A 25,642-nucleotide genomic window follows, 5' to 3' on the forward strand; every position below is an offset into this window, starting at 1 on the left:
CATCAACAGAACTCTCATCCCGCCAATGCCGCCGATCTACTCAAGCCAAACATCGCTGTCAAACTCTTTCAACCAACTCAAGGGACGAACCAGTCTGCCGCTAGCAGCGTCGCCGCCCTCGTTGTGGCGCCATATAGACCCCACTAAACAAATCTGTCAACGCAGTTTCGTAAAAAAGCAGGAATTTTCTTTCCACAGCCAATATGGTCCTTTTTAACCAAATTTCAACTGGGAAAAACTGGCCATTCGAACGGTTGCGACGATTCCATGACAGTTACCATGACAATTGGATGAACGAGCATGAGGCCTATGCCCTATATACTGGCAGTCGATGGCGGCGGCACCGGATGCCGGGCGCTACTTGCCGACAGCAATGGTGACCCCATAGGCCGAAGCACGAGTGGCCCTGCCAATATTGGCGCAGATCCGGCGACGGCTCTGGATAATATCATGCGCGCAGCGACACTGGCCGTGCACGATGCAGGACTGGATGTCTCTATATTGAATGAGACCTGCGCCGTGTTCGGGCTCGCAGGCGCAAACTCGCTCCCGGACAAGGATCGCGTTGAACAGAGCCTACCCTTCGGCAAGGTGAAGATCGTTTCCGACGCTGTTACCGCCCTGCAAGGTGCTCTCGGTTCGGATGACGGTGCGATCGTCATTCTCGGCACCGGATCGGTCTTCGTTAAAAGAGAACAGGACGCATTCGAGATTGTCGGCGGGCGCGGCTTCATGCTGAGCGATCATGCGGGCGGCGCGCGGCTTGGTCGGGAACTTCTTGAAGAGACGCTGCTTGCTCTCGACGGCATGACGGAGCACACGGAACTTGCCGATGCCGTGCTGGCACGGTTCGGCGGTGACATGCGCCAGATCATCACCTTCTCGCGCACGGCGACGGCCGCAGACTACGCCACCTTCGCTCCCATCGTCTTCGACTATGCGCATAAGGGCGATGCGCTCGGCCTTTCGATCCTGCGCCGCGCCTGCTCTTATATTGCCCGTGGTCTGGATCGGCTCGACATTGAAACGCTTGGCCGGTTCAGTCTGACAGGAGGTCTTGCACCATCCTATGCAGCGCTGCCATTTCTGCCGCATCGGGAACTCTTTCGGCCCGCACTTGGCGATGCGTTGCAGGGAGCATTGTCGCTCGCCATGCTGGCAAACCGACGAAATTAGCCGCCAGAACGCCATGCGCCGTCGCGGATGCTCCACACTATAGAATTCACGCATCCTGCTTGCTGAAAAGCGATTCCGATTTTCGGGCCGATGCTGTAGCGGCAAAAAGACTTGTCGCGGCGGGGTTTACCCCCTAACTTCTTATATACAGGCACTAACAGATATTCGGCCTGATTTTGCGAAACGGTGCCGGTTCACACTGGCGGCGTGTGTGGTGTATTCTTTTCTTGCATTTCCGGACGGAAACCGGTTTCCGTTCCCAGAGGAAATGCCCCACAGGGGTGGCATGCTGACTAAAAAAGGCAAATATGGTCTGAAAGCCATGGTGCATCTGGCGGGCGTTACAGATGGACAACTGGTTTCGGCCAGCGAAATCGCCGAAAAGCACCATATACCGCGCAAGTTTCTCGACAATATTTTCACCGAGCTTCGCAATGCCGGATTCGTCCTGAGCCGCAAGGGCAAGGGCGGCGGCTTCTGTCTGGCCCGTCCGGCCAACGAAATCGCCATCGGCAATATTATCCGCGCACTCGACGGAGCACTTGCCCCCATCGCCTGCGCCAGCAAGACAGACTATCGCCCGTGTGACGATTGCGATGAGGACGAATGCGAAGTGCGCCATATGATGCTGGATGTGCGCGAAGCCATTGCCAGCGTTCTGGATCACCGGACGCTCGCTGACAGCAAGGCCATGGATATAGCCTCACTGTCTGAATAGGCCTCAGGCGGCTGCCGACCAGTTCGGGAACGGATCATTCAGCCCCGACCAGCGCTCCGGCACGAAGTCTTCTTCCTCAAGGAGACATTGATCCAGCTCATCGACGAGCGCATCTTCCTGCATCGGATCGACACCGATGAACACAATCTCCTGACGCCGATCACCCCATATTTTATGGAAGTACGGTTCCATGGCGCGCTGCCATTCGGGTTCTGCCGGCCAGTATTGTCTGGGCACGGATGACCACCAGCGCCCTCTTTTTCCGGTGCGCACCAACGCGCCCGCCTGACTGATTTCACCGACAAAATCCGGACGGGTGGCAAGCCAGAAGAAGCCCTTTGCCCGCACGACGCCCGGCCAGCCCTTATCGATGAAGGACTGGAACCGTTCGGGATCAAAAGGACGCCGCGCGCGATAGACAAAGGAGCGAACGCCATATTCCTCGGTCTCGGGCGTATGCGAGGCAAAGCCATGCAGCTCCTTGTACCAGAGCGGATGCTCATGCGCCTTGTTGAAGTCGAAGAGCTTCGTGTCCAGTATGGCGTCGAGCGTCACTTCACCGAAATCGACCTCCTCGATGCGGGCATCGGGATTGAGCGAGCGGATGACCTTGTGCGCCAGATCACGCTCCTCTTTTGAAGCGGTCGATATTTTGTTCAACACGACGACGTCGGCGAACTCGATCTGTTCGACCAGAAGATCGACAAGCGTGCGCTCGTCATCTTCACCAAGGGATTCTCCGCGATCGCGCAGAAAATCGCTCGACGCATAGTCCTTCAGCAGATTGGCGGCATCCACAACCGTCACCATCGTATCGAGCCTGGCGACATCCGAAAGACTGTTGCCCTTCTCGTCGCGGAACTCAAACGTGGCGGCAACCGGCAACGGCTCGGCTATGCCGGTTGATTCGATCAGCAGGTAGTCGAAGCGTCCCTGCGCTGCCAGTTGCGAAACCTCTTTCAGGAGATCATCGCGCAATGTGCAGCAGATGCAGCCATTGGTCATTTCAACCAGCTGTTCATCCGTGCGGGAGAGATTGGCGCCGCCCTCACGAACGAGGGCGGCATCTATATTCACTTCACTCATATCATTAACGATCACCGCGACGCGGCGACTCTCGCGGTTATTGAGCACGTGATTGAGCAGTGTGGTCTTTCCGGCCCCGAGAAAACCGGACAAGACCGTAACAGGCAGTCTCTTTCTCATGACTCCGTTCCTCATCAAACTGGGTAGAATCAATCGTGATGGTGATGATCGAGGTTGAAGGTCAGCGTGGTGAAATAGCTGAGCTTGTCCGCTTCCTTAGAATCAGAGAGCGGCCTGGAATAGCCCGCCCCAACAACATTGAGGCCTGCGTTGCGGATATTGATTCTGGCGATGCCTTCCGCATCGGTTTTCGCCGGTGCCGCATGACTGTCATTGACATAATCCGCCGTGACCTCGACGCCTTCGACCGGCTTTCCGTCAAACAGAACCTGCACGTGAAGCTCATTGCCTGCCTGCAATATTGTCGGGTCCATCAACGGAACGATTTCGAAGGGCAAGCCTTGGGCCTCTGGCTTTTTGCGCAGATGATCCAGAATGGCGACAGCGAATTTCTGACTCTGGCTGGACTGTTTTGCGCCCGGCACTTCCGATTTCGGCTTGTTGACCCACTTGCCGTCCGGACCCTCAGCCCAGAAGCCATTGTCGAACGTGCCGCTGACCACGACTGCGTCCTGGGGCACGCCCAGCAGAGCATGATCTTCCTGTCGCCTGATTTCCACGGCGACATCCTTGCCTGTTACATCCTTGGCCGTAACCGTTTTGAGCTTCTGCGGATCATAGGCCTCGTCGCTTGCGCCGTGACCGTAAACAACAGCCTGCGTTCCGTGTCGCTCGGCAATCCAGATGCCATGCGCACCCGCAACTGCGGGTGCAAGAAAAGTTAAAACCGCACCGGCTTGAAGCGCCCTCACAAAGCTACGCATTCTCTTCTCCTTAATGTTATATCATTACAACTCTAGCGGCGAAAATAGGCGGCCTGAGCCGCCCTTGGGTGTGTGGAAATGAAAGTTTCGATCTGCGTCAATCAGATCGCTTCGAACTCAACAGTGCCGGGCTTCCCGTTAGTTAAAGCAGGGTACAGCCCGGCACATTTGCAGCCGCCTTCTGAATGCGCGGACATTCAGCAAATCGGCAGCAAAGGGAAGCGGCTGCGGCTGTTATTTCGAAAGACAGCCCTTCAAAGAATCCGCCAGATTGCGGATGAGTTGCGGATAGAGATCCGGACCATCCTTCAATTCTGCCCCCAACGGATCGAGAACACCGGTCTTGGCATCCGTGCCGTCGATAACGGTTTTCACCAGCTTCGGCTCGAACTGCGGTTCGGAGAACACGCAGGTTGCGCCAAGCGTTTTGATTTTCTCGTGAATTTCCTTGATGCGCGCAGCGCCCGGCGCCTTTTCCGGGCTGACCGTGATCGACCCAGCCGCCTTCACACCGAAACGATTTTCGAAATACTGGTAGGCGTCATGGAAGACGATAAACGGCTTGTCCTTTACCGGCTCAAGTTCGCTGGCGACGTCCTTGGTCAGCGCATCGAGTTTCTCACCATAATCCTTGGCGTTCTTTTCATATTGCGCGGCATGTTCGGGGTCGCTTTCGCCGAGCGTCCTGGCGATATCCGCCGCCAAAACCTTGCCATTTTGCGGGTCGAGCCAGAAATGAAGATCATATTCACCGTGACCATGGTGATGCTCATGCCCGCTTTCCGAAGCTTCGGCGGCATGATTGTGCCCCTTGTCGGCATCCGCGGCATCCTTCTTGTCATTGTGAGCATGGTCATGACCTTCGGCGCCATGGTCGTGGCCTTCATGGCCATGGTCATGCGCCTCGAACGGGCCGCCTTCGCGGAACTTCAGCTTGGTCAGGCCATCTGCCTCGCCAAGCGCGACAACCTTTGCGCCATCGCCAAGCGTATCGATGGGCTTGTCGAGGAAGGTTTCCATCGACGGGCCGGCCCAGAAAATCACCTTGGCGTGCTCGATTGCTTCGGCATCGGACGGTTTCAGGCTATAGACATGCTCCGAACCCGCCCCCTGAACGATCAGTTTCGGCTCGCCCACACCCTGCATGACGGCGGAAACGATGGAATGGAGCGGCTTGATCGATACCACGACGCCGTCGCGTTCTGCGGCAAGTGAGACATTTGCCGTACCGGACAAAAATGCTGAGGCGAGGAGGAGGGAGCGGAGATGTTTCATGGTCTCTCTCTTGTACGATTGGGGAAGGGCATCATATTCAAGTGATATGTTATTTTATTACGTCAGTTGCGTTATGCTATAACGTCTGCCATAAGGTGAGGCAACCCCCATTTTGGAAAAATCACAGCGGCGGATGATCCGTGTGTGGGACAAGAACATGCAGGCAGTGAAAGCCCCGAACAGATGAGCAGGAAGACCGCCCTCCCCGCCGAAAAGGCGCGGGAAACATTGATCGAACTGAAAGATGCCGGCGTCTATCGCGACGGGCGCTGGCTTGTGCGCAATGTCGACCTTGGTGTCGAGCGCGGGGAGATCGTCACCCTGATCGGTCCGAATGGCGCGGGCAAGAGTACTGCCGCCAAGATGGCGCTGCGCATCCTGAAGCCCGACGAAGGAAGCGTGATCCACGCACCGGGCCTGCGCATCGGCTATGTGCCGCAAAAGATCAATATCGACCGTACGCTGCCACTTTCGGTCGAGCGCCTGATGACTTTGACGGGGCCTCTCTCACGCCAGGATATTGAGACGGCGCTGGAAGTGGTGGGCATTCCGCATCTTGCAAAGGCGGAGATCGCCAACCTTTCGGGCGGCGAATTCCAGCGGGCGCTGATGGCGCGGGCACTTGCCCGCAAGCCGGACCTCATGGTGCTGGATGAACCGGTGCAAGGCGTCGATTTCTCCGGCGAAGCGGCGTTGTACGAACTGATTGCGAAACTGCGCGACGATACAGGCTGCGGCGTGCTTTTGATCTCGCATGACCTGCATCTGGTCATGGCGGCGACCGACCGCGTGATCTGCCTCAACGGACATGTTTGCTGCAGCGGGACGCCGCGCGACGTGACGGCAAGCCCTGAATATATGCGGCTGTTCGGCAGCCGGGCCGTTGGGCCGCTTGCCGTTTATGAGCATCACCACGATCACACGCATCTGCCCGATGGGCGCGTGCTTCATGCCGACGGTTCGGTGACGGAACACTGCCATGCCGATGACGGCCATCATCATGAGCATGCACACGGACATGACCACGAACATCATCATCACGAAGGGAGCGCGCCGCGTGCTTGACGATTTCTTCACCCGCGCCATCATCGCCGGTGTCGGACTGGCGCTCACCACTGGCCCGCTCGGCTGCTTCATCGTCTGGCGACGCATGGCCTATTTCGGCGACACCATGGCCCATTCCGCCCTGCTCGGCGTGGCGCTGGCGCTTGTTTTCGACATCAATCTGATGATTGGCGTGTTTGCGGTTGCGGTGGCCATTTCAGCCATTCTGCTGCTTTTGCAGCGTCGGCATACATTGTCGGCGGATTCGCTCCTCGGCATCCTGTCCCATGCCACGCTGTCGCTTGGCCTCGTCCTCGTCGCCTTCATGACATGGGTGCGTGTTGACCTGCTGTCGTTCCTGTTCGGCGATATTCTTGCCGTCTCGCGAATGGATATCGCCTTCATCTATGGCGGTGGAATATTCGTGCTGGCGATTCTGGCCTGGCTGTGGCGACCTTTTCTTGCCGCCACCGTCAGCGAGGATATTGCGCGCGCCGAAGGCATGAACCCGGCCCTGTCGCGCATTGTTTTCATGCTGCTTCTGGCCATCGTCATCGCCATTGCGATGAAGATTGTCGGAATTCTATTGATAACTTCGCTGCTCATCATTCCGGCTGCGACGGCACGCCGCTTTTCCTCCACGCCCGAGCAGATGGCCATTCTGGCCTCATTGATCGGAGCCGCGGGGGTTATCGGCGGGCTTTATGGTTCCATTCATTTCGACACGCCATCCGGCCCTTCCATCGTGGTCGCGGCGCTTGCCATTTTCATTTTGAGCCTGCTACCCCTACATAAGAGGGAACAGGCATCACCGAAACGGATCGCTGGACAATGAGCACGCATCACCATCATCACGCCCCGCAGGACCTGACCCGCAATCAGACACTGGTTTTCGACGTTTTGTCCAAGGCGGAAGGGCCGCTCAGCGCCTATACGATCCTCGACCAGTTGCGAGACGACGGTTTCCGCGCACCGCTGCAGGTCTATCGCGCACTGGAAAAGCTGCTCGATTACGGGATGATCCATCGCCTCGAAAGCCTCAATGCCTTCGTTGCCTGCGCGCATCCGCAATGCCATCAACAAGGTCTGGTGGCTTTCGCGATTTGCGAGAAATGCGGTCAGGTGACTGAGTTCTCCGACGCGGCCATCGAGAATCTTGTCAGCGCATGGAGCCTTCAGAACGGTTTCAAGTCGCGCAAGACGACACTGGAGCTGCGCGGCCTCTGCGAAGCCTGCGGCGAGCACTAACAAACAGGAACCTGTTCAAGGTAACCATGTCCGCAAAATCCCGGTTTAAAAAGTAACGCATCGGCAATCGAAACCTGCTAGATTAGCCTCGGGAAACTGCGCATCGTACTTTCTGAAAATCGTTTCCGATTTTCAGGCCGATGCAGTGGGGAATAGCAGGTAAGATTTCGATATGGCACGGGTTAAGCCATCGCATGAACGTCGCAGGGAAGAGAGGCAGCGTACAAGGCTGCGCTCCGGAAAGATTGTGGGCCTCGACGGACGGTTTATCATTGAATGCCAGTTCAGCGATATAGCACCCCATGGCGCCAAGCTGAGAACTGTCGAAGTTCCCACCCTGCCTGAACGCTTCTGGTTGTTTGACGATTATTATGGGCGCGCGCTTCTGGCCCGCATTGCCTGGCGCAATGGCCGTGAATTGGGCGTGGAGCTTGTATCTGACCCGGCAGTCGCACCGCTGGACGAAGAGCGCCTCGCCCAGCTTGCAGGAAAATACTATTCGCTGTGACTGACAGGCTCTGCATTTGCCTGCTTCTCCGGCTCATGTTTGGCCGGTGCCGTCGGTGTCGGCGTGCCGCGCATGTTCATGGCGCGGATTTCTTCCGCTGAAATATAGTTGAACTGCTCGACCAGAAGGTCCTTGATGACCGGCTCGGGGAACCGCGCATTGAGATCGGTGATGATCGAGGCGCGTACGTCCTCGAAACTCACCTTCTCGACCTCTTTCGTATCCGAATAGCTGCCATAGAACTTGCGGAAGATTTCATCGCTGATGAAGAATTCGAGCGGCACGGTCAGCTTCTTGCGAATGTTCGAATCGATCGTATAGACAAGCTGCGTCACCACATAACCGGCAACGCCACCATTCGAGATGATCGGCACGCTCATCACATCAGTCTTGACGTAATCCACGCCGCCAAATCCGCTGGTCGCGGCCTGCACCCCATCCGAAGATGAGGCATTCTGGCGAACCGCCAGGAAAAGCGAGCCGAAAGCAACGGCGCAGATCCACAGACCGATGGCAATGATGCGGATCATCTTGCGTGACCGAGCCTCACGCTCTGCATGCTGTAGGTGCCGTCAGCTTCCTGCGTTTCCAGCGCACCGCGAATGAGGTCGGCCAGTTCACCGACGGCACGCAGATGCAATTGCAGCGCTTCGCAATTCTTCTCGAGCTTCTGCTTCAGGCTGTCGAGCAGCGGCTGAAGCCGCTTCATCGTCGCCGGTTCGGCAGCGCTGGCCGCTTTCTTGATCGCCTTGTTGAAATCGTAAAGCCCACGGCTCTTGCGGGAGTTGATTTCCGCCAGATCCGGATTGCCGCCTTCCAGCAGAAGACGCGTTTCAGTATCGATGACATCTTCCAGACGTTGGATTGCCCGCACGACCGGCTTCAATGTGGGGTTCTCGGCCTGTTCCTCTGCCAGTGCCTGACCCGGTTCGCTCGTCATAGCGACGATTTGCGAATCCTCTGGCGGCAGGCTGTTTTCAGAGCTTGTCTCGGTCATTTAGGGGTCCTCAATTATGAAGCATGGCGGACGCTTGTCGTTGCGGGCCAATCAGCCGCGCGCGCTGTCCGTATCGCTGTTGTTGTCTAGAGCGGTCCCGGTAGAATAGAGCCCTGGGAACCGCTCTATCTCTTTATTTTTACGCATGTCTTTTTCCCATCGTAGCGGGATCAGAAATCAGTCCAGTGGACTGATTTCCCCGCGAAGGCGGTTCCCGCTTTTGGGAGACATGCTCAAGTTGCTTTTGAATGAGCTTGCGTTCGAAGCCATGCACGATGTCCTTCGATACGCCGTTCTGGCTCACACTTTCTCCCAGATTATTGATCACGTCTCCTAACGCTATCGTCGTCGGCGCGTCTGCCCGCCCGTTGCGCGCCGCCTGTTCTTCAAGCAACTTGGCAATGCCGACACCGCCGCCATCCGCCATCTTGTTTGCCATGGCTTCCGCCATCATGGACTTCCAGTATTCACCGGCAATCCCCTTCCCGAAGGTCGCCGTCGTGTCACTGGTGAACATCGACTGCACGAAGGATTGCAGCATGAAGGCCTCAAACTTGCGGTAGGCCGGATTGGCCACATTTTGCGCATCCGGTCGCACGCTGACCCCAGCCGCAAGGCTGTCGGAAAAGCTGGCGAAATTATCCCGCGTCAGCCCGTCACCGGCGGCGGATGCCACCATGGTCCCGGATGCGGACGGCGCTTTCAACCGTTCCGCTGCCATACGATAGGCTTGCGGATCGGCGGCACGCGCCACGTCCATCACCAGATCTGACGGCGGGTTGATCGCCATGCACCATTCCTTCTTCTGTTGATTGCACCATAATGGGTCAAACTTGACTGAAACTTGTGCGTGCGTTCAGCCTCGATTTTGCGCTCAATCAGGGTTTTGCGGCCTATTTGTCGTTTTCCGGCTAATAAATTCCTCGATCAGGCTGAAAAGTTCGCGCCGTTCGCGATCATTTTCAGCATCCGTCAGGCGATCTTCCAGCAACTCGACACGTCTTTGTTCCTGCAAAAGTGCTTTGCGTTGTGATTCGAGACGCTGCTCAAGCTGCTGCGATTCGGCAGCGTTATTGCCGAGGCGCTTGATGAGCAGCGACGGATCGATATTAAGCGCATCGCCATCATAGCGGCGATCCTGCATGGCGATCAGCGCCTCTCGCTCTTCATCCAGCGCGCCCTTGCGCGCATTGGCTGCAGCAAGAGCCTGTTCCAGCCGGGCGCTTCCGAGCTTTTGCAGTTCAATGAGCTTCTTGAGATTGCGCGGATTCGTCATAGCTGCCCTCAAAACAGCTCGCGAAGCTGCGTCGCAGTTTCGTTGGTGAAGAAACGCAGGAGTTCCGGCAGGATGAAATAGACCACCAGCAACCCTCCCCCCAGCACGAATGGCATCGATACGAAGTAAACGGGTATGGTCGGCGTCAGCTTGTTCACCAGACCGATGGCGAAATTGACGAGAATCGCAAAAACGATGAACGGCGCTGCGATACGCAGCGTTGCCAGAAACGCCGCCGAAAGCGCATCGGTGAAGTCGATCATTGCCGCATCGGGGCGAAACTGCCCGTCAACCGGAATCGCCACATAGGAATTGAGCAGTGCCCGGAAGATTTCCAGATGCATATCGGTAATGAAGAACAGGAACAGAGCGCTGAAAGTGACAATGGTTGCAAGTGTCGCCTGCGGTTCGCTTTCGGTGATGGCATCGGCAGGAGAACCGGAATAGCCGACTGAAACCGCCATCGTGCTGGCCATGAATTGCAGCGCCCAGAAATAGATATGCGCCAGAATGCCGATCACCGCGCCGACGAACATTTCGCTCGCCATCAGGCGGAACAGGGTCCACGGCTGCCCGGCATCGACAACGGTAACGATACGCTGCAACACCAGCGGCAGAACCGCGAATGAACAGGCCAGTGCAATATAGAGCCTGACCTGCAACGGAATGCGCGCACTCGAAAGCCCCGGCATCAGCATCAGGCACGCGCCAATGCGGCAGAACGCCAGAACGGCGGCCAGGATGATTTCGTTGAGCGGCAGTTGCGCGACAGGCACTCAAGGCCCTTTCATCGTATGAAGCAATAACTACTCCCCCTCGCCCTTCGAGACGCCAAGCCTCGGCAAGCTCGACATGGCTCCTCAGGATGAGGGGTGTGGACGCTAGAACTCTTTCCTCATCCTGAGGAAGTGCCCTGAGCGCGGGCAGGGCGTCTCCAATCCTCGCTCCCCTCATCCTGAGGAGGTTCCCTGAGCAAAGCGAAGGGAACCGTCTCGAAGGATCGAAGGATCAGAGGATCGACGAACGCTGACCTTCTACGAAATCGCACCCAGTGACTTCACCTCCACGCCACGCGCGATTTCAACATGGGACAGCACCGGCAGGGTGGCGAACAGCCGCTCGATAATCATGCGAATATACGGTCGCGCTTCCGGTGACGAAACCAGCACGAAACGCTCGCCATTGTCGAAATGCTTGCGAATGACGGTGGAGGCCTCCGTACCGAACTGTTCCAGCAGGCGCGGATCGATGTCGAATTCGACGATTTCACCTTTGGCGTCACGCTTGAGGCTCTGGTGGAAGACCAGATCCCAGCGATTGCCGAGACGCAGAACGTTCAGCACGCCATTGTCGGAAAGATCGCCGCAAATCTGCTGCGCCATGCGCATGCGGACATGCTCCACAATCATTTCCGGACGGCGAACGAGCGGTGCGATTTCCGCAATGGCTTCAAGGATCAGATGCAGGTTGCGGATGGAAATGCGTTCGGCGAGCAGCAGCTTCAGCACCGCCTGCAGGCCCGAATAGGAAATATGCGTCGGACAGATATCTTCCAGAAGCTTGCGATATTCAGAGCCGAGACGGTCCAGCAGAATGCGCATATCCTTGTAGGAAAGAAGCTGGGCCAGATTGTTGCGGACGATTTCGCTCAAATGTGTCAGCAGGACTGAGAGATTGTCCACGGTCATATAGCCATCGCGGCGGAGATCGGACGCAAAGGTTTCCGGTACGGAATAGGCGCGCATACCGAAGGCCGGTTCGCGCACTTCCTCACCCGGAATGGACGGGATCGGGCGGTCGCCAAGCACGACAAGCGTTTCACCGACACGCAGCTCGTGACTGGCGACTGCCGTGCCGTGTATCTTGATGCGATAGCTTTTCGGCGGAAGCGCGATATCGTCCGTGACCTTTATTTCAGGGATGACGAAACCGTATTCCTGCGCAAACTTGCGGCGCATCTTGTTGACGCGGTGCGCCAGCTCCTGCTGCGATGCGATCAGGCGGGCAGAAAGCTGCTTGCCGAGGCAAAGCTCGATCTGGTTGGTTTCGAGCGATGCCTTGACGGAATTGCGCTCCTGCTCTTCCGCTGCGCGCTGCTTCTTGCCGGCCTCATTGGCTTCCGCCTCGCGCTGGCGCGCTTGTCGACGGGGCACGGCGATGCCGATGAAAGCCATTGCGCCACCCAGCATGAAGAACGGGAAGGCTGGCAGGCCCGGCATGATGCCGAGGACGAAAAGCAGCATCGCCGCAACCAGAAGCGCCTTCGGATAGGCGCCAAGCTGACCGAAGATCGCCTGATCGGCGGAGCCGCGCGTGCCGCCCTTCGACACCAGAAGACCGGCGGCAAGCGAGACGATCAGGGCCGGAATCTGTGTGACCAGACCATCGCCGACCGACAGCTTGGTGAAGACATCGGCTGCGTGCGCAATATCCATGTCGTGGCGCGTAGCGCCGATGATGATGCCGCCGAAAATATTGACGGCGGTGATGATGAGACCCGCAATCGCATCGCCGCGCACGAATTTGGAAGCACCGTCCATGGAGCCGAAGAAGGAGCTTTCCTCTTCCAGCTCGCGACGGCGCGCTTGCGCTTCCTTTTCATCGATCAGGCCGGAGGAGAGATCGGCATCAATCGCCATCTGCTTGCCGGGAATGGCATCGAGGGTGAAGCGCGCGCCCACTTCCGCGATACGCGTCGCGCCCTTGGTGATAACGAGGAAGTTGACGATGATGAGAATGCAGAAAACGACCAGACCGATGACGAAGTCGCCGCCCATCACGAATTGCGAGAAACCATGGATCACATGCCCGGCGGCGAGATAGCCCTCATTGCCATGGGTGAGAATCACGCGCGTCGTCGCAATATTGAGCGACAATCGCATCATGGTGGCGATCAGCAGTACCGTCGGAAAGGCGGAAAAATCGAGCGGGCGCTGAATCCAGAGCGCAACCATCAGGATCAGAACCGAGAACGCGATCGAAAATGCCAGGCCGATATCCAGCACGACAGCCGGAACAGGCAGGAAAAGCACCGTCAGAATGATGATGATGCCAACCGCCAGACCCATATCGCTGCCGGTCAGAAGTCCGCTTTTCATCAAGGGTTTAGCCGCTGCCTGCTGCACATCCGTCTCCTGTTACGAAGCGGACCTTAGCTCGCGAAGCTTGCGCGAAGGCTACGCGGAGGAAGGGGAAGCCTTAGCCACCAAGGAGTTGGCATTGACGGTCTTCCCACCCGGGAGAACACTGGTTCTTTTGAAAGAACAAATCATGGATACATGCGGGAGCGGACCTAAACGGTCAGACACAGCGGTTGTTTTCTGCTGGTATGATGGCTTCCCAGACCCGGATGAAATTGCGGCATTCTTCACCCGAAACGCCGGATCAACCTATATTTCCCACACGGATATTCAGTGGGGCCGTGCGCTGGACGCACAAAGATGGAGTCCCGATCTCCACCGGAAGATTGCAGATCTCGCCATTCAGGCCAAAGGGCGTGGGGGTGGGACATCGCCGGGAATCCGGCTTGTCACAGCCAAAGCCGGTCATGGATTGGCAGGCATCGCCTTTCTTACGGCACGACCCGACGCGGATCGGCCTTATGCGATACTGGAGGACCTGCTGGTCGGCAGCGACCATCGCGGCATGGGGATCGGCTCATCCATGCTGCAATGGGTGCGGGATCAGTGCCGCCTCGCCGGTATCGAAAAGATGTTTCTCGAAAGCAATCTCGGCAACGAGCGGGCACATGCGCTGTTTCACCGGTTGGGTTTTACGCCGCTTTCTGTCGTCATGTCCTGCGACTTATGAAGGCGGTCAGAAACCCTTCTCGATGCGGGAATAGGCCAGCAGCGTGAAGGAATTGATCTGTGCACCGACGAATGGCGCGGTCAGGGCCAGCACAACGAAAATGACGATGATCTTCGGCACGAAGGTCAGCGTCATTTCCTGAATCTGCGTCAGCGCCTGGAAAAGCGCGATGCCGATGCCTGCAAGCATGGCGGCAAGCACCGCCGGGCCGCTTGCCATAAGCACGGTCCAGATTGCAGAATTGACGATATCTAGCGCGTCGGCTTCGTTCACCGCGTCGGTTCCTAGCTGATCTTGACGCCTGCGCCGATCATCAGCGTCTTGCCGTCTTCCAGTTCGGCCAGCATGCCGTTCGACTGAATGGTAACGGATTTCACGACGCCCGATATGCTGCCATCGGCATTGGTCAGCGTGCGGCCGATCCAGCCTTCGGCCTGTGTCAGAGACGTGTTGGCGATCAGCGTTTCAAGCTTGCTGTTCATCTGGACGGACTGCTCGACATTGGAGAAGGTCGCAAGCTGCGAAACATATTGTGTCGCATCCATCGGCTGCGTCGGGTCCTGATTCTGCATCTGGGTCACCAGAAGCTTCAGGAAGGAATTATAATCGACGCTTGCCTTGTTGGCCGCAGAATTGCTGTTGTTCGTCGTGTTGTTATTCGTCGTATTCGTGCCAATCGGCGATGTCGTGGTCATGGGTTTGCCTCCGCAGATTTCCGGGTTGCAGCCGCGGGCAAAGCCGGGCTTTCATGGCCCATCAGTTCGGCCTCGCGTGGATATTGCGCGCGAATTGTCTTGAGCGCCTCGAAGACACGCCCGTTATGAACCAGCTCGTCGACCAGCTTCAGCGCGTTCAGGATTTCCGCATCCTTGAACGTCGAGAACATACCCTTCAGCATCTGCGCGAAAGTGGTGTGGGCCTGCTCTCGCATGGCCGGTTCGATCAGCATCACCTGCGCCGCGAAATAAAGCTGGCGTAGCGGCGTCGTCGTGTCCTCCGGCTGGAGAACATGATTTTCCAGGAGAAAGGTCGCATCGTTCAGAAGTTCGAGCGAAACCTTGCGGTCGGCTCTCAGTACTGCACCATTGATAAAGATTCTTTCACCTGCGCGCAGCGAAAGGCGAATGGCCGGCTTTCCGTTTGGGGTCATTTCAAAGCCCATCCCGGATCGACTGCGTGATCTCGATCAGCGTGGCGTAATCATTGCTTTCGCCCTGGCGGATGCGCTCGATTTCCTTCAGCACGAAAATACCGACGGAAATGATCGCGGCCTTCAGTTCCTTCGGCAGCACATTTTCCTCGGACCCCAGATCGTCGATGATCGTGGTCCAGAGCTTTGTCGTGAAATAGGTCGCGTCAATCGCCTCGCGCGAGCCGCTGCCATTTTCCTTCGCCGCCTCGAGCATTGCGATGGAACGGTCGAACAATGCCCGTTCCCGTTCCTTGGCGCTCGCCATATCGTCATTCATGACATCTTCGTAGCGCATCTGATACATGGTTTCTCCGTCTATCAGTTCGGACGGGCTCGCATCATGCTGCGTCCGTCCTCATTTCATCTCAACTATCTGAGATAGTTGAGCAGGCTCATATTCTGCAGCTGGACCGTCAGCGAATAGGACGTTTCGATCTGCGTCTTCAACGCGTTGACACGCGTCGCCGCTTCATAAGGATCGACTTCCTCGAGATTGAGTACGGACTGGTTCAGGATCTTTTGCTGCGCCGCGATGCGTGTCGTCGCCGCCTCGGTGCGCGACTGGGCGAGACCGAGCGTCGTCTGTTCCGAGGTCGTTTCGGTGATCGCCGTCGTCGTCGTCTGCATGGCCTGATGCGTCAGGGCTTCGAAAGCCGAGTTATTTAGGCCGATGGTTGCAAATTCGGCCACCATGACCGCCGACATGATCGTCTTGCGGAAACCGTCCGCATTGGCAGAAATCGATGTATCGGCAGTTTCGGTCGGCGAGATGCGGCTCTTGATGACCGTGTCCGACGCATCCGACCAGTTTGCGGCCCAGTTGGCATCGTTGAACTCGTCGGCGAAATCACCCTCCAGAAAGGCCTTCATCTCGTCGCCGGTGATGTTCGCCACCTGCGGATCGTCGATGGCAAAACCGAAATGCGTCTGAAACGCCTGGCGCACCGCTGTCTGCGCTGCGCTGCCTTCGGTATAGTCGGCAACCGGCTTCACATCGGTGTTTACACCGGCAAAGATATATTCGCCATTATAGCTGGTGTTGAGCAGGCCGGTGACGGAGTTGAGAATGGACTTTGCCGACTTTGCAATCGTGGCAGCACTTTCAGCGGTATTGTTGGCGCCCGTCAGGTCGCCCAAAAAGTTCTGCGTATTCTCGATGATCGTACCGGCAGCGGTCTGCGTCGCATTCATGCGCTGCTGCACCAGCTTGTTCATGTCTGTGAGCACGCTCAGGCGATCATATTCCTTGCGCAACGATACGGTCTGGCCGGACTTGGAGCCGAGCGACAGGCCGACATCGAACACGGTTCCCGTGGTCGCTTCCTGCTGCGCCTTCAACATTTCGGCCTTGTTCTTCGCCACAAGGGCTCGCAGGGCTGACGTTGCGCCATAGGTGGAAATCGATTGCGCTTTCATTGGCCTCACACCGCGTTGAGAAGATCGTCGAGCATTGCGCTGATCGTGGTCAGCACCCGGCTCGATGCCTGATAGGAATGTTCAAGATCGAGAAGCAGCGCCATTTCGGTATCCATATCGACACCGTTGGCGTTGGAGAGGGCTGCATCTGCCTGGCCGGCAATCGTCGCATTATAGGAGAATTCGCTGTTGGCCTTCTGGCGCTTGCCTTCAAGCCAGCTTATCGACGATGAGCTATAGTCCGTCAGGCTGGAATTTGTCGCCAGACCCGCCACCGAATTGAAGGTCATCGGCTCGGAAAACGCTTCATTGAGCGCGCGCAGGCGATCGCTGAAACCAGCCGCACCTTCGGTATTGTATTTGTAGTCAGTCCCGTTAGCTCCGCCATCACGTAGAAGAAGCGAACTGCCGCCTTCAGATGTAACGAAGGCCGAAGATACCTTGATGGTGCCTGCAATGCCTGCCGAGATGCCCGCGCCTGGAACATCCGGCGATCCGGCCCAGCTGAACAGACCCGTCTTGTCTGCGCCAACGCCGGTCTGGTCGCTTTCGGCAAACATCGTCACCAGATTGCGCGCAATTTCGTCAAGCTGCATCTGGTATTGCGGGGCGATCTGGTCGCGCAACTGAAGCAAGCCGCTCAGACGACCCGTTCCATAAGGCTGGTCGAATGTCTCGTGGTTGAGCGGAACGCCATCCACCAGCACCGCCTTGCCTGCAATGCCCGGCGCCAGCACGGTCGATTGCTCGAAGCTCACCTTGCGCGCCGTCGTCTCGAACAGCGTCACGCCGTTTTCAGCAAAAATGACCATATCATTGTCGCCGCGCATCATGGTGGTGATGCCAATCTCGCCGGAAAGCTGCTTCAGGATCGAGTCGCGCTGATCCATATAGTCGGAGACATCGCGATTGGCCCGCGTGCCACCGACGATCTCCTGGTTGACCTTTTCGAACTTGGCGAGAAGATCATTGATGTTGGCAACAGAATCCGCGATTTCGCGGTCCGCATCATTGCGCAGGGACTGGACCTGCTTGGTTCCGGCATTGAGCGCATTGGCAAGCGATTGCGCCGTGGATACGACACTGTCGCCGAGCGCGCTGTTGGACGGCGATGCGGCATAGGTCTGAAGCGCATCGCGCAGATCGCCGATCAGCGCCGACGGCGAGCCGGAATAATTATCCGCCGAATAAAGCGACGAAAGGCGGTCAAGCCCGCCTGCGAGAATGGAAGAGGAAGAGGCCGTGCTGTTCGACTGGATGAACTTGTTGAACAAGGCCTCATCCGCCGACCGGCTGATGCCCACGTAGAGGGAACCGTAAGGCCCCGATACGAGAGAAGCCGTGCGCCGGGAATAATCCGGATCGTTGGCGCCCGCAATATTGCGAGAGACAACGGAGGTCTGCTTGGACGTTGCCGCAAGCGAACTTTTGGCCGTCAGAAGAGCAGAACTAAGCGACATCTTACCCCATCCTACAAGTGCATCCCCGAAAAGCGCGAAGCGGTTTCGCGTCCGGAAATGCGGCTAAAACAAACACCTGGAAAGCCCCTGATAATTCCGCTGGTATCGGAACTGCCCCATGTGCGGACCGTGTCTGTTGCCTGAACGGTCCGTATTCTCAATGCTGCAATTCCGGGGAAGACTTCTTTGCCATCCCCGGAATCGTCTCGACTTATCTCTTCAGATTGACCAGCACGTCCATCAGTTCGGAACCGGTCTGGAATACTTTCGAATTGGCCGTATAACTGCGCTGCGCCTCGATCATGTCGGTCAGTTCCTGCGCAATATCGGCGTTGGATTCCTCCAATGTGCCCGACATGACCTTGCCCATGCCATCGCTCTGCGGGAAACCAAGGCGGACATCGCCCGATTCCGCGCTTGGCAGGAACACGTTTCCGCTCACGACCGTCATGCGATCCGGGCTTGCGACATTGGCGAGCGGAATGCGCGCCAGAACCTTCTGCGTGCCGTTTTCGTAGATGGCGACAACCGATCCGTCATTGGCCACATCCACGCCCTTGACCGAAGATGGCGCCTGACCGTTAATCTGAGCCTGCGAGATCGTGTAGTCACCGGCGCGCTGCGTCGATGCACCCAGATTGAGGTTGAGGTTTTGACCGCCATAAGGTCCAAGATCGATCGCAATGCCACCGGCAGACGTCATGTCGCCCGTTGTCGGATCGAATGTGAGCGTCGTCGGGCCACCGACCACGGCATCGTCCGCTGCATTCTTGACCGTGACGCTCCATTCATCCGCACCGGTCTTGGTGAAATAGACGTCCAGCGTGATCTTCTCGCCCTTGTCATTATAGGAGATCAGCGACGTCTTGTGATTGAACTCGCCCGCCGCCGGGATCTGATCGGTAGACGGCAAATTGACCGTGAAATTGCCGGACGTGCTGGCCTCCGGCGGAAGTGCTGCGCTGTTGACATTGATGATGTTCAAACCGGCCATTGTCAGCGCGCCAGCCGGATCGTTCGGGCCTGCGCCCAGCAGATAATAGCCGGCTGAATTGACCAGGTTGCCGTTCTTGTCGGGAACGAAGGAACCGGCGCGGGTCAGGAAGGTCGAGCCATCCGCTCCCTGCACCACAAAATAGCCGTTGCCGTCGATGGCAAGGTCGGTCGTGGAGGAGGTGGAACGGATGCCGCCCTGATCGGAAATGCCGTAGCGCACATTGGTCAGAACGCTGCCGGAATTATATTGTCCGCCAGTGCTGGGCAGAACGAGCGACGAAAACTGGGTTTCCGCGCGCTTGTAACCGACGGTGCTTGCATTCGCGATGTTGTCAGCGACCGCCGACAGGCGGTTTGCCTGCGCGTTCATTCCCGAAACACCGGTCCGCATCATACCGTAGAGGCTCATTGGCAGCTCCTGATTAGTTGTAGCAACCAGCTCAAAGTCTGAAACTTTCAAGCTGGAATTCGTAAAACCGAGCGGTGGAATCGGCGCGGCGACCCACTCATCCGCGATAAAGCTAACGGACCACGCTTGCGTGAAACTGTAGCCTCGGGATTTTCTACGCTTTTACTGGGGGACCGACGCGATTCCGGGAATTCGTAAAAAGGCTCGAAATCGCGATACTGGGGAATGCGGAAGATGCAGCAATATCACTCGATATTGATGCAGTAGCCGAGGAAGCGCTTGGAATCGATCGGATCGAACCCCATCTGCTCACGCAGCTTCTTGCGCAACTTGCTGATATGGCTTTCAACGACGTTCTCTTCGACTTCACTGTCGAAAATACCGTAGATCGCGCTGAAAATCTGCGCCTTGTTGAGGCGGCGACCGCGATTGGCGATCAAATATTCCAGAATGCGGCGCTCGCGGCGCGGCAGCGGAAAATCGATGCCATTGATCTGCGGGTCGCGGCCATCGGAGAAAACACGGATCGGGCCAAGCTCGGTGCCGCTGTCGTTGGAAGCGGCGGACGCGCCTGCGCGGCGGCGGATCGCATTGATGCGCGCAAGGATTTCACGCACATGCACCGGCTTGCGGACAACATCGTCAACTCCGGATTGAAACAGCTCAAGCGTATGTTCCAGTGACGGGCGGTCGTTGACGGCGATCACAGGCGCCTTGCAGCGTTCACGAATCCGGGCCGGAAGCCGATGCTGATCCGCACATTCGCCAATCAGGAAGGCCTCGACAGCCATGATATCCTGCTGCGGAACGCTCTCCACCCATTCATCGAAATCGGTAGGGGTAAAACCCGTTGTCGTGATGCCCTCGCGACCGAACCAGGAAGAGTACCCTTCAGTCACTAAATCTCTGTCGTCTACGACAACAATCATCGGCCCGCCTTCCGAATCAATATGTTAGCCCAAGCAAGCTAGGAATAACTGGGGGAAGGAATCAGCAACAATGGCAATATATTGCCCGCAATATATTGGGAGGTAAATTAGCATATTATAATTTATGAGGAATCGCGCTGATTGCAAAGCGCCTACCTCTTTAGACGTAAGAACCTTAACCGGATGTTAACGGCTCACAAACTTTTACGATTCTTTACAAGGGCTTAAAAATCCACCCGCTAATTTAGTGCATATTATGCACACCAATCACAGGTTGAGTTCTATTCAGTCGGGTGCATCTGACGATCTGTTACAACCTGTAAAATTTTAATGGATTGCTATTCAGCCGAAGCAGAAGCTTCGCGCCTGCGGCGTCCAGTTTCCGAAACCGGAGGCGACCATATTCGTCATCACGCGACAGACGTAACGCTTCTGGGCGGGGTCGTTATTCGGGCCTGCGTGATAGCGCGCGACAGCCATCGTCCAGTTGCCCTCGCGCTGACGAAGCTGCTTTAGAAAACGAGCCGCATAATCAACATTCAGGCTTGGCATCAACATCGCGGCGACTGACGGAAATTCCTTACCGTGATAGTGGTAATTGATCTGCATGCAACCGAGGTCGATCAGTTTCGCACCTTCGGCCCGCACCTCGTCGAAACGTCTCACCGCTGCCATCTGCGACGGCATGAATTCGGCACGGCCTTCAATGTTCATCGCATAGGGTTGCAGGGAATTCTTGCGGCCGGTTTCCGTGAGGCCGACAGCATAAAGGATGCCAAGCGGAACATCGTAGCGGGCGGATGCCCGGTGCATTTCGCGCTCACAGATGTTTTCGGCGCGAGCCGGGTTGCTATCAGACAACCAGGCCGCGGTTGCGACCACCATTGCGAGAAGTGCCGTTCCCGCTGTCCTGAGCGGCTTGCATGTCCGAACGCTCATGTCCTGCCTGACCGGATTCGCCATTCTGCCTGCCCTCACCGCCCATAAAACCAGCCTGCGCCTGGGCGCCGTTTCGCCCGTCGAAGCCTTGCTGCATGTTGAAAGCCTGCTGCTGGCCCGGTTGCTGGCCCGCATTCTGCGATGCCTGCGCCTGCTGCACGGCACCCGCCGCGTTGCGGTCGGCGACGGTCACTGAAATTTTCGCATCGTCTGCAATGCCCGCCGCCTTCAGGGCTTTCTCGATCATCGAGCGGTCAGCAGCGAGCGCGTCCGCCCCATGGGTCTTTTCAGCGACGAGATGCACCTCGACACCTTCCGACCCCACGCGAATGCGGGCCGTCACCGCGCCAAGTTCCACCGGATCAAGCCTGATCTGCAAGGTCTTGACCGTGCCGAAGCTGCGCTCGGACACCACCTGAATGTCTGCAATCCGGGCCGCCGCCTGCGATGGCGTAGTGGCCGCCTTGATGTCCGCAGGCGCATTGCCCTTTACGGTTGGCTGCTGCTGGATATCGGTTCTGTCAGGCATCTGACCTGACTGCTGCTGCGCCTGTCCCTTATCTGTTTTCAGAAGGCTGGCGAGATCGTCCCCGGAACTTTCGGCCTGACTATCGCCGATGGCCGTCGATGCATCTCGATTGGTTGCCTGATCCGGTTTGGCGCTGGCCGATGGGGTTGCCGCCGTCTTCGATGACACCGGTTCAAGCGCGCGTTTCTTCTGATCAGCCTGTAGATCGGCTTGTAGCTCGCCCCCCTGCCCTTCGACCTGTTTCGGGTCGATGTCTTTAATTAAGGCAGAAAGCGGATCCGAGGCATTTGTGTCGTTTTTCGCAGTATTCGGCGTGGAAAAGCCGCGATTAGCCCCTTTCAAATCAGGCGAAGAAGCGTCCAAAGAAAGGAGATTTTGTGGCAGGGCAAACAGGGCGACCGGCTTTGAGCCTTCCTCATCCTTCGCATCTGCCTCATCCGAACCCGCATTGGCTTCGCTGTCATCCTTCTTCTCGACCTTGCCCTGCGGCCTTTCGAGAAGTGAACTGAACAATTTTGCCGGATCAGCATTATCCTGTCCCTCGCCCTCGGTTTTAGCCTGGGAAGGACCCGAATTCCGGGCGAGCGAAGCAAGTCGGCTGGTGGAGTTCAGCAAAATATCAATGCTCATTGAACGGTCTTTCCTAGCAGGGCATCGATCTCGGCAAGCTTGCGCCGCGCATCTTCCATCGTTTTCTGCAAGTCGTCTTCCGGCTGGTTCTTGACCGGCTTCATGCTGATTGCCACCGGGGTCGGCTCAGGCTTTACGGCCTCATGCTCCTGCGAATCCGCCACTGCCATCGAAGGCACATCCCGTTCGGTGAGGGCCGGTTTTGCAGGCGGCAAAGCATCTGGAGTGCGCGTAACCACCGTGCCCACCGCTTCGGCGGCCTTCAGCAATTTCCGGTCACGCTCCTGCAATTTGTCGGGCGAAATCTGTGACAGCTCGCGCAGCGCGCTACCCGCCGAATCCGAAGCCACATCGCTTGCCGCCGCATAAAGATTGGCGCGGGTGGGGTCGGTTTTCAGTCTGTCGGCAAGCTTTTTCGCCTCGGATGACATGAACCGTGCCCGTTCCGTCTGGCCATCAACGAGCGCACCGCGCGCGATTTGCAGATAAAGCGAATATTGCATCACCGGATCAGCCGATCCGATCAGTTTTGCCAGTTCCGAATTGCCGATACGGTCGTTGAGCTTCACTGCGGCATCGACAAATTGCGCCATGAAATCACGCATATAGGGCGAACGCGGAAAGCGCTGGAGATAGTTGCGCGACAGGAGCCTGATCTTGTCGGCATCGCCAAGCTTGGCAGCAATCGGCATCGAACGACGGATCGCCGCTTCCTCAAACAAGGTGCCCGGCGCATCAAGCCGCACCTGATCGAGCCGCATCAAGGCCGTCGCCGGATCGAAGGCGGTCATCTGGCTGGCGGTCACGAGCACGATGGATGCCTTCAGTTCTGCCGGAACATCGTCTGACAGCGGAACCGAGAAAAGCTTCACCACTTCAATCGTCTGGCCGGAAGCATAGGCCAATGCGCCCTTGACCAGTTCCGGCGGCACCGCATCCGTCTTGAGGTCGGCAAGAACCTTGCGCACCGCTTCCGGATTACCGCCGTTGAAGAGATAGATGATCGCCGCATAGACATTTTCCGGATTGCTCCAGACGTCATTCGACGCTCGGCCCATATCCGCACTGACAAAGCCCAGAAGCTTGTTCAGCATCACCACCGCTTCCGGCTTTCCGGCAACAACCTGATCCTGCAACATGCGCAGCGAACGCACGAGCTTGTAGGGTTCCAGCACTGGCAGCGTACGGGTCTCGGCCAATGCCTGCGTTTGCGCAATGGCTGGATAAGCCGCTCCCATCAGGGAGAAACCTGCAACACATGCCAGCAAAGAGCGCATGGCGAGCTGCCTCCCGGATTGCCTCATGGAGCGGACTTCAGGAAAATATCGATGCGGCGGTTCTCAGCCGCATTCGGATCGTTGGTGTTCTTGGGCTGGCGGTCGGCATAGCCTTCCACACGCAGCACACGCTTTTCATCGAGCCCGCCGCGCACCAGCATATAATAAGCCATCTGCGCGCGCGCCGAAGACAGACGCCAGTTGTCATAGGTTGCGCTCTTGAATGGGCGCGCATCCGTATGTCCGCTGATGATGACGTCGCCCGGCTGGCGCGCAATAACCTGCGCTATACGCTCCAGCATCTGCACCACGCGGGCATCCGGCTTGGCCGATCCGATGGTGAACATGCCATAATCGATCTTGTCGGTGAGCTGGATCATCACGCCGCCATCGACCGGAACGACCGTCACATCGGGCATTGGCTCGGCTTTCTTCGCCTCAGCGCCTTCTTTCGCGGCTTCACCCTCAGCCGCCTTTTTCAGGTCGGCAATCAACTGTTCCTGCGTTTCTGCGGGTTTTGCAGCCTCTTCCGGCTTCGCCTGGGCTGCTTCCGGCTTGGGTGGCGTGGCAGGCGCAGCATCGGGCGGGGTCAGGTCTTCGACAGCCTTGCTCGACCAGTAATCCGGGCTGAACGGATCGCGATAGGCTTCACCGCCTTCGGCACCGGTAGCGGGGCCGGATTGCGACGTGCCGCCATCGCCCTTGGCCGACTGGTTCTGCAACACACCGGTTTCGTGGGCGAGTTCTGAGAGGACTGCATAGGGTTCGCGGAAAAGCTGGCGCTCTTCCTGGTCGCTTGGCGGAGAAACAGTCGTGTCGTTGATGACCTTGGTGCTGTTTTCGACCTGCTGGTCGCTTTCATAGCGAACCTTGCCGTCTTTCTCCTCGACATCCTGCACGCCCTTGGGGCTTGAATGCCGGTCCATCAGTTTGACGGGGTTGAAGTAGCTGGCAACCGCTGCCTTGGTTTCCTCATTGGCGGCATTGATGAGCCACATGACGAGGAAGAAGGCCATCATTGCAGTCATGAAGTCGGCATAGGCGATCTTCCACACACCACCATGATGGCTGTCATGGTCGTCATGTCCACCCCGGCGAACAATGATGATCTCACGTTTGGTTTCGGGATCGATGCTCATTGAACCGCAGCCTTCAATTCTTCAAGAAGCGGCGCGATGCGTGTTTCAAGCATCCGGTCGCCAAAGGAAAAGGAAAGTTCGTCCGCACCGGTTTCCGAAAACCGGCAACCATGCGGCAACAGGGCTGCATGATCGCGAAGCGGTGCAACCAAACGCGCCGGGCCGGAGATTTCCGGTGCTTCGCCATCGAGCGCCAGCGCCGCAATGCGCCGCGCAAATTCCGCGACAGCCTCGCGTTCCATTTTTTCAACCAGCAAAGGCATCAGGATTTCGGCAATCTGGCCGGAATAATTTCGCTCAAGCGCGGTCAGTGCTTCGGTCAGACTACCCGCCAAGAGCAGGGCCTGCTCACGCGAGAATGCAGCACGCAAGGTCTCGATTTCGGCCTCGTGCTCGCGGACAAGCCGTGCCTTCTCGGCCTCGTAAAGCGCCTGTGCTTCCCGGTGGCCGTCCTCGCGCCCTGCTTCGAATGCCAGGCGCTTTTCTTCCTCGATGGTGATGATGGCGGCGACCTCGGCCTGCTCGGCAGCGGCGGCTTTTTCAGCCGAGACGGGGCACTTCGCTCCATCGCCGCCCGCCTGTGGCGAGGGCGTTTCTTTCAGCGGCTTCGGCGGCACAGGTGCAGCAATGATCTCGACCGCCTCATCCTCGATATGATGGGTCGAAAAATCGGGAAGATAACGGCTGAGGGAAAGCGCGCTCAT

The 25,642-nt window shown here is 57.5% G+C and carries 29 protein-coding genes and 1 pseudogene; 8 read left to right on the forward strand and 22 right to left on the reverse strand.

Annotation, left to right across the window (positions count from 1 at the left end; all coding sequences use genetic code 11):
• The 3 genes from F9K94_RS24590 to F9K94_RS05440 form a co-directional block, all read left to right on the forward strand.
• The coding region (locus F9K94_RS24590; RefSeq protein WP_210250245.1) for a hypothetical protein at positions 1-217 on the forward strand (217 nt) is incomplete at its 5' end.
• A gap of 92 nt (positions 218-309) precedes the next feature.
• Complete coding sequence (locus F9K94_RS05435) at positions 310-1,176, forward strand: N-acetylglucosamine kinase (protein WP_151644151.1); 867 nt, start codon at positions 310-312, stop codon at positions 1,174-1,176.
• Positions 1,177-1,462: 286 nt separating this feature from the next.
• A complete protein-coding gene (locus tag F9K94_RS05440; RefSeq protein ID WP_061347683.1) occupies positions 1,463-1,894 on the forward strand; it encodes an RrF2 family transcriptional regulator in 432 nt (143 codons plus the stop codon).
• Between the two features lie 3 nt (positions 1,895-1,897).
• On the opposite strand, the gene zigA is transcribed toward F9K94_RS05440, so the two are convergent.
• From zigA to znuA, 3 genes are all read right to left on the reverse strand, one after another.
• A complete protein-coding gene (gene zigA, locus F9K94_RS05445; RefSeq protein ID WP_061347682.1) occupies positions 1,898-3,100 on the reverse strand; it encodes a zinc metallochaperone GTPase ZigA in 1,203 nt (400 codons plus the stop codon).
• 29 nt (positions 3,101-3,129) lie between these two features.
• Complete coding sequence (locus F9K94_RS05450; protein ID WP_151644153.1) at positions 3,130-3,864, reverse strand: DUF4198 domain-containing protein; 735 nt, start codon at positions 3,862-3,864, stop codon at positions 3,130-3,132.
• Between the two features lie 234 nt (positions 3,865-4,098).
• The gene (gene znuA / locus F9K94_RS05455; protein ID WP_151644155.1) at positions 4,099-5,139 is read right to left on the reverse strand and encodes a zinc ABC transporter substrate-binding protein ZnuA; all 1,041 of its coding nucleotides are present in this window, start codon (positions 5,137-5,139) and stop codon (positions 4,099-4,101) included.
• A gap of 183 nt (positions 5,140-5,322) precedes the next feature.
• On the opposite strand from znuA, the gene F9K94_RS05460 reads away from it, so the two are divergent.
• From F9K94_RS05460 to F9K94_RS05475, 4 genes are all read left to right on the forward strand, one after another.
• Positions 5,323-6,204 (forward strand): ATP-binding cassette domain-containing protein, encoded by an 882-nt coding sequence (locus F9K94_RS05460; protein ID WP_151644157.1) that lies wholly within the window; start codon positions 5,323-5,325, stop codon positions 6,202-6,204.
• Entirely contained in the window at positions 6,158-7,018 is an 861-nt protein-coding gene (gene znuB, locus F9K94_RS05465) for a zinc ABC transporter permease subunit ZnuB (protein WP_151645294.1), read from the forward strand. Before F9K94_RS05460 ends, znuB begins: the two co-directional genes overlap by 47 nt.
• Complete coding sequence (locus tag F9K94_RS05470) at positions 7,015-7,431, forward strand: Fur family transcriptional regulator (protein WP_010660758.1); 417 nt, start codon at positions 7,015-7,017, stop codon at positions 7,429-7,431. Before znuB ends, F9K94_RS05470 begins: the two co-directional genes overlap by 4 nt.
• A 172-nt stretch (positions 7,432-7,603) precedes the next feature.
• Positions 7,604-7,939, forward strand: a complete 336-nt coding sequence (locus tag F9K94_RS05475; RefSeq protein WP_061347678.1) for a PilZ domain-containing protein — start codon at positions 7,604-7,606, stop codon at positions 7,937-7,939.
• Here F9K94_RS05475 and F9K94_RS05480 read toward each other — a convergent pair.
• The 6 genes and pseudogenes from F9K94_RS05480 to flhA all read right to left on the reverse strand — a co-directional run bounded on the left by F9K94_RS05480 (position 7,927) and on the right by flhA (position 13,310).
• Positions 7,927-8,469 (reverse strand): hypothetical protein, encoded by a 543-nt coding sequence (locus F9K94_RS05480; RefSeq protein WP_151644159.1) that lies wholly within the window; start codon positions 8,467-8,469, stop codon positions 7,927-7,929. The genes F9K94_RS05475 and F9K94_RS05480 overlap by 13 nt on opposite strands.
• Entirely contained in the window at positions 8,466-8,936 is a 471-nt protein-coding gene (locus F9K94_RS05485; protein ID WP_151644161.1) for a flagellar protein FlgN, read from the reverse strand. The genes F9K94_RS05480 and F9K94_RS05485 overlap by 4 nt, the downstream gene beginning before the upstream one ends.
• A gap of 235 nt (positions 8,937-9,171) precedes the next feature.
• Positions 9,172-9,726 (reverse strand): annotated as a pseudogene (locus F9K94_RS05490) (rod-binding protein); the annotation flags it as partial.
• An 84-nt stretch (positions 9,727-9,810) separates the two neighbouring features.
• The gene (locus F9K94_RS05495) at positions 9,811-10,212 is read right to left on the reverse strand and encodes a hypothetical protein (RefSeq protein WP_151644163.1); all 402 of its coding nucleotides are present in this window, start codon (positions 10,210-10,212) and stop codon (positions 9,811-9,813) included.
• An 8-nt stretch (positions 10,213-10,220) separates the two neighbouring features.
• On the reverse strand, positions 10,221-10,988 hold the full coding sequence (gene fliR / locus F9K94_RS05500) for a flagellar biosynthetic protein FliR (RefSeq protein WP_012093494.1): 768 nt from the start codon (positions 10,986-10,988) through the stop codon (positions 10,221-10,223).
• Between the two features lie 258 nt (positions 10,989-11,246).
• Positions 11,247-13,310, reverse strand: a complete 2,064-nt coding sequence (flhA, locus tag F9K94_RS05505; RefSeq protein WP_192799482.1) for a flagellar biosynthesis protein FlhA — start codon at positions 13,308-13,310, stop codon at positions 11,247-11,249.
• A 172-nt stretch (positions 13,311-13,482) separates the two neighbouring features.
• Here flhA and F9K94_RS05510 point away from each other — a divergent pair, with 172 nt between their 5' ends.
• A complete protein-coding gene (locus F9K94_RS05510; protein WP_192799450.1) occupies positions 13,483-14,022 on the forward strand; it encodes a GNAT family N-acetyltransferase in 540 nt (179 codons plus the stop codon).
• Between the two features lie 6 nt (positions 14,023-14,028).
• Here F9K94_RS05510 and fliQ read toward each other — a convergent pair whose 3' ends face one another.
• From fliQ to F9K94_RS05575, 13 genes are all read right to left on the reverse strand, one after another.
• Positions 14,029-14,295, reverse strand: coding sequence for a flagellar biosynthesis protein FliQ (gene fliQ / locus F9K94_RS05515; protein ID WP_006469393.1), 267 nt, complete (start codon positions 14,293-14,295; stop codon positions 14,029-14,031).
• A gap of 11 nt (positions 14,296-14,306) precedes the next feature.
• Positions 14,307-14,717 carry a flagellar hook assembly protein FlgD gene (gene flgD, locus F9K94_RS05520; protein WP_151644169.1) on the reverse strand — a complete coding sequence of 137 codons (411 nt, stop codon included), beginning with the start codon at positions 14,715-14,717 and terminating at the stop codon, positions 14,307-14,309.
• The gene (gene flbT / locus F9K94_RS05525; RefSeq protein WP_151556689.1) at positions 14,714-15,172 is read right to left on the reverse strand and encodes a flagellar biosynthesis repressor FlbT; all 459 of its coding nucleotides are present in this window, start codon (positions 15,170-15,172) and stop codon (positions 14,714-14,716) included. The genes flgD and flbT overlap by 4 nt, the downstream gene beginning before the upstream one ends.
• Position 15,173: 1 nt before the next feature.
• On the reverse strand, positions 15,174-15,518 hold the full coding sequence (gene flaF, locus F9K94_RS05530) for a flagellar biosynthesis regulator FlaF (RefSeq protein WP_061347671.1): 345 nt from the start codon (positions 15,516-15,518) through the stop codon (positions 15,174-15,176).
• Between the two features lie 65 nt (positions 15,519-15,583).
• Positions 15,584-16,630, reverse strand: a complete 1,047-nt coding sequence (locus F9K94_RS05535) for a flagellar hook-associated family protein (RefSeq protein WP_151644171.1) — start codon at positions 16,628-16,630, stop codon at positions 15,584-15,586.
• A gap of 5 nt (positions 16,631-16,635) precedes the next feature.
• Complete coding sequence (gene flgK, locus F9K94_RS05540) at positions 16,636-18,090, reverse strand: flagellar hook-associated protein FlgK (RefSeq protein WP_151644174.1); 1,455 nt, start codon at positions 18,088-18,090, stop codon at positions 16,636-16,638.
• A gap of 211 nt (positions 18,091-18,301) precedes the next feature.
• Positions 18,302-19,495, reverse strand: a complete 1,194-nt coding sequence (locus F9K94_RS05545; protein WP_151644176.1) for a flagellar hook protein FlgE — start codon at positions 19,493-19,495, stop codon at positions 18,302-18,304.
• 245 nt (positions 19,496-19,740) lie between these two features.
• On the reverse strand, positions 19,741-20,424 hold the full coding sequence (gene ftcR / locus F9K94_RS05550; protein ID WP_061347667.1) for a flagellar transcriptional regulator FtcR: 684 nt from the start codon (positions 20,422-20,424) through the stop codon (positions 19,741-19,743).
• A gap of 342 nt (positions 20,425-20,766) precedes the next feature.
• Positions 20,767-21,309, reverse strand: coding sequence for a transglycosylase SLT domain-containing protein (locus F9K94_RS05555; RefSeq protein ID WP_151645296.1), 543 nt, complete (start codon positions 21,307-21,309; stop codon positions 20,767-20,769).
• Positions 21,278-22,522, reverse strand: coding sequence for a flagellar hook-length control protein FliK (gene fliK / locus F9K94_RS05560; protein WP_151644178.1), 1,245 nt, complete (start codon positions 22,520-22,522; stop codon positions 21,278-21,280). Before fliK ends, F9K94_RS05555 begins: the two co-directional genes overlap by 32 nt.
• The gene (locus tag F9K94_RS05565) at positions 22,519-23,826 is read right to left on the reverse strand and encodes a chemotaxis protein (RefSeq protein ID WP_151644180.1); all 1,308 of its coding nucleotides are present in this window, start codon (positions 23,824-23,826) and stop codon (positions 22,519-22,521) included. Before F9K94_RS05565 ends, fliK begins: the two co-directional genes overlap by 4 nt.
• On the reverse strand, positions 23,823-24,938 hold the full coding sequence (locus F9K94_RS05570; RefSeq protein WP_151644182.1) for a flagellar motor protein MotB: 1,116 nt from the start codon (positions 24,936-24,938) through the stop codon (positions 23,823-23,825). The genes F9K94_RS05565 and F9K94_RS05570 overlap by 4 nt, the downstream gene beginning before the upstream one ends.
• On the reverse strand, positions 24,935-25,642 hold the full coding sequence (locus tag F9K94_RS05575; protein ID WP_151644184.1) for a hypothetical protein: 708 nt from the start codon (positions 25,640-25,642) through the stop codon (positions 24,935-24,937). The genes F9K94_RS05570 and F9K94_RS05575 overlap by 4 nt, the downstream gene beginning before the upstream one ends.

Origin of the sequence: Brucella tritici (assembly GCF_008932285.1) — a bacterium.
Taxonomy (GTDB): Bacteria; Pseudomonadota; Alphaproteobacteria; order Rhizobiales; family Rhizobiaceae; genus Brucella; species Brucella tritici.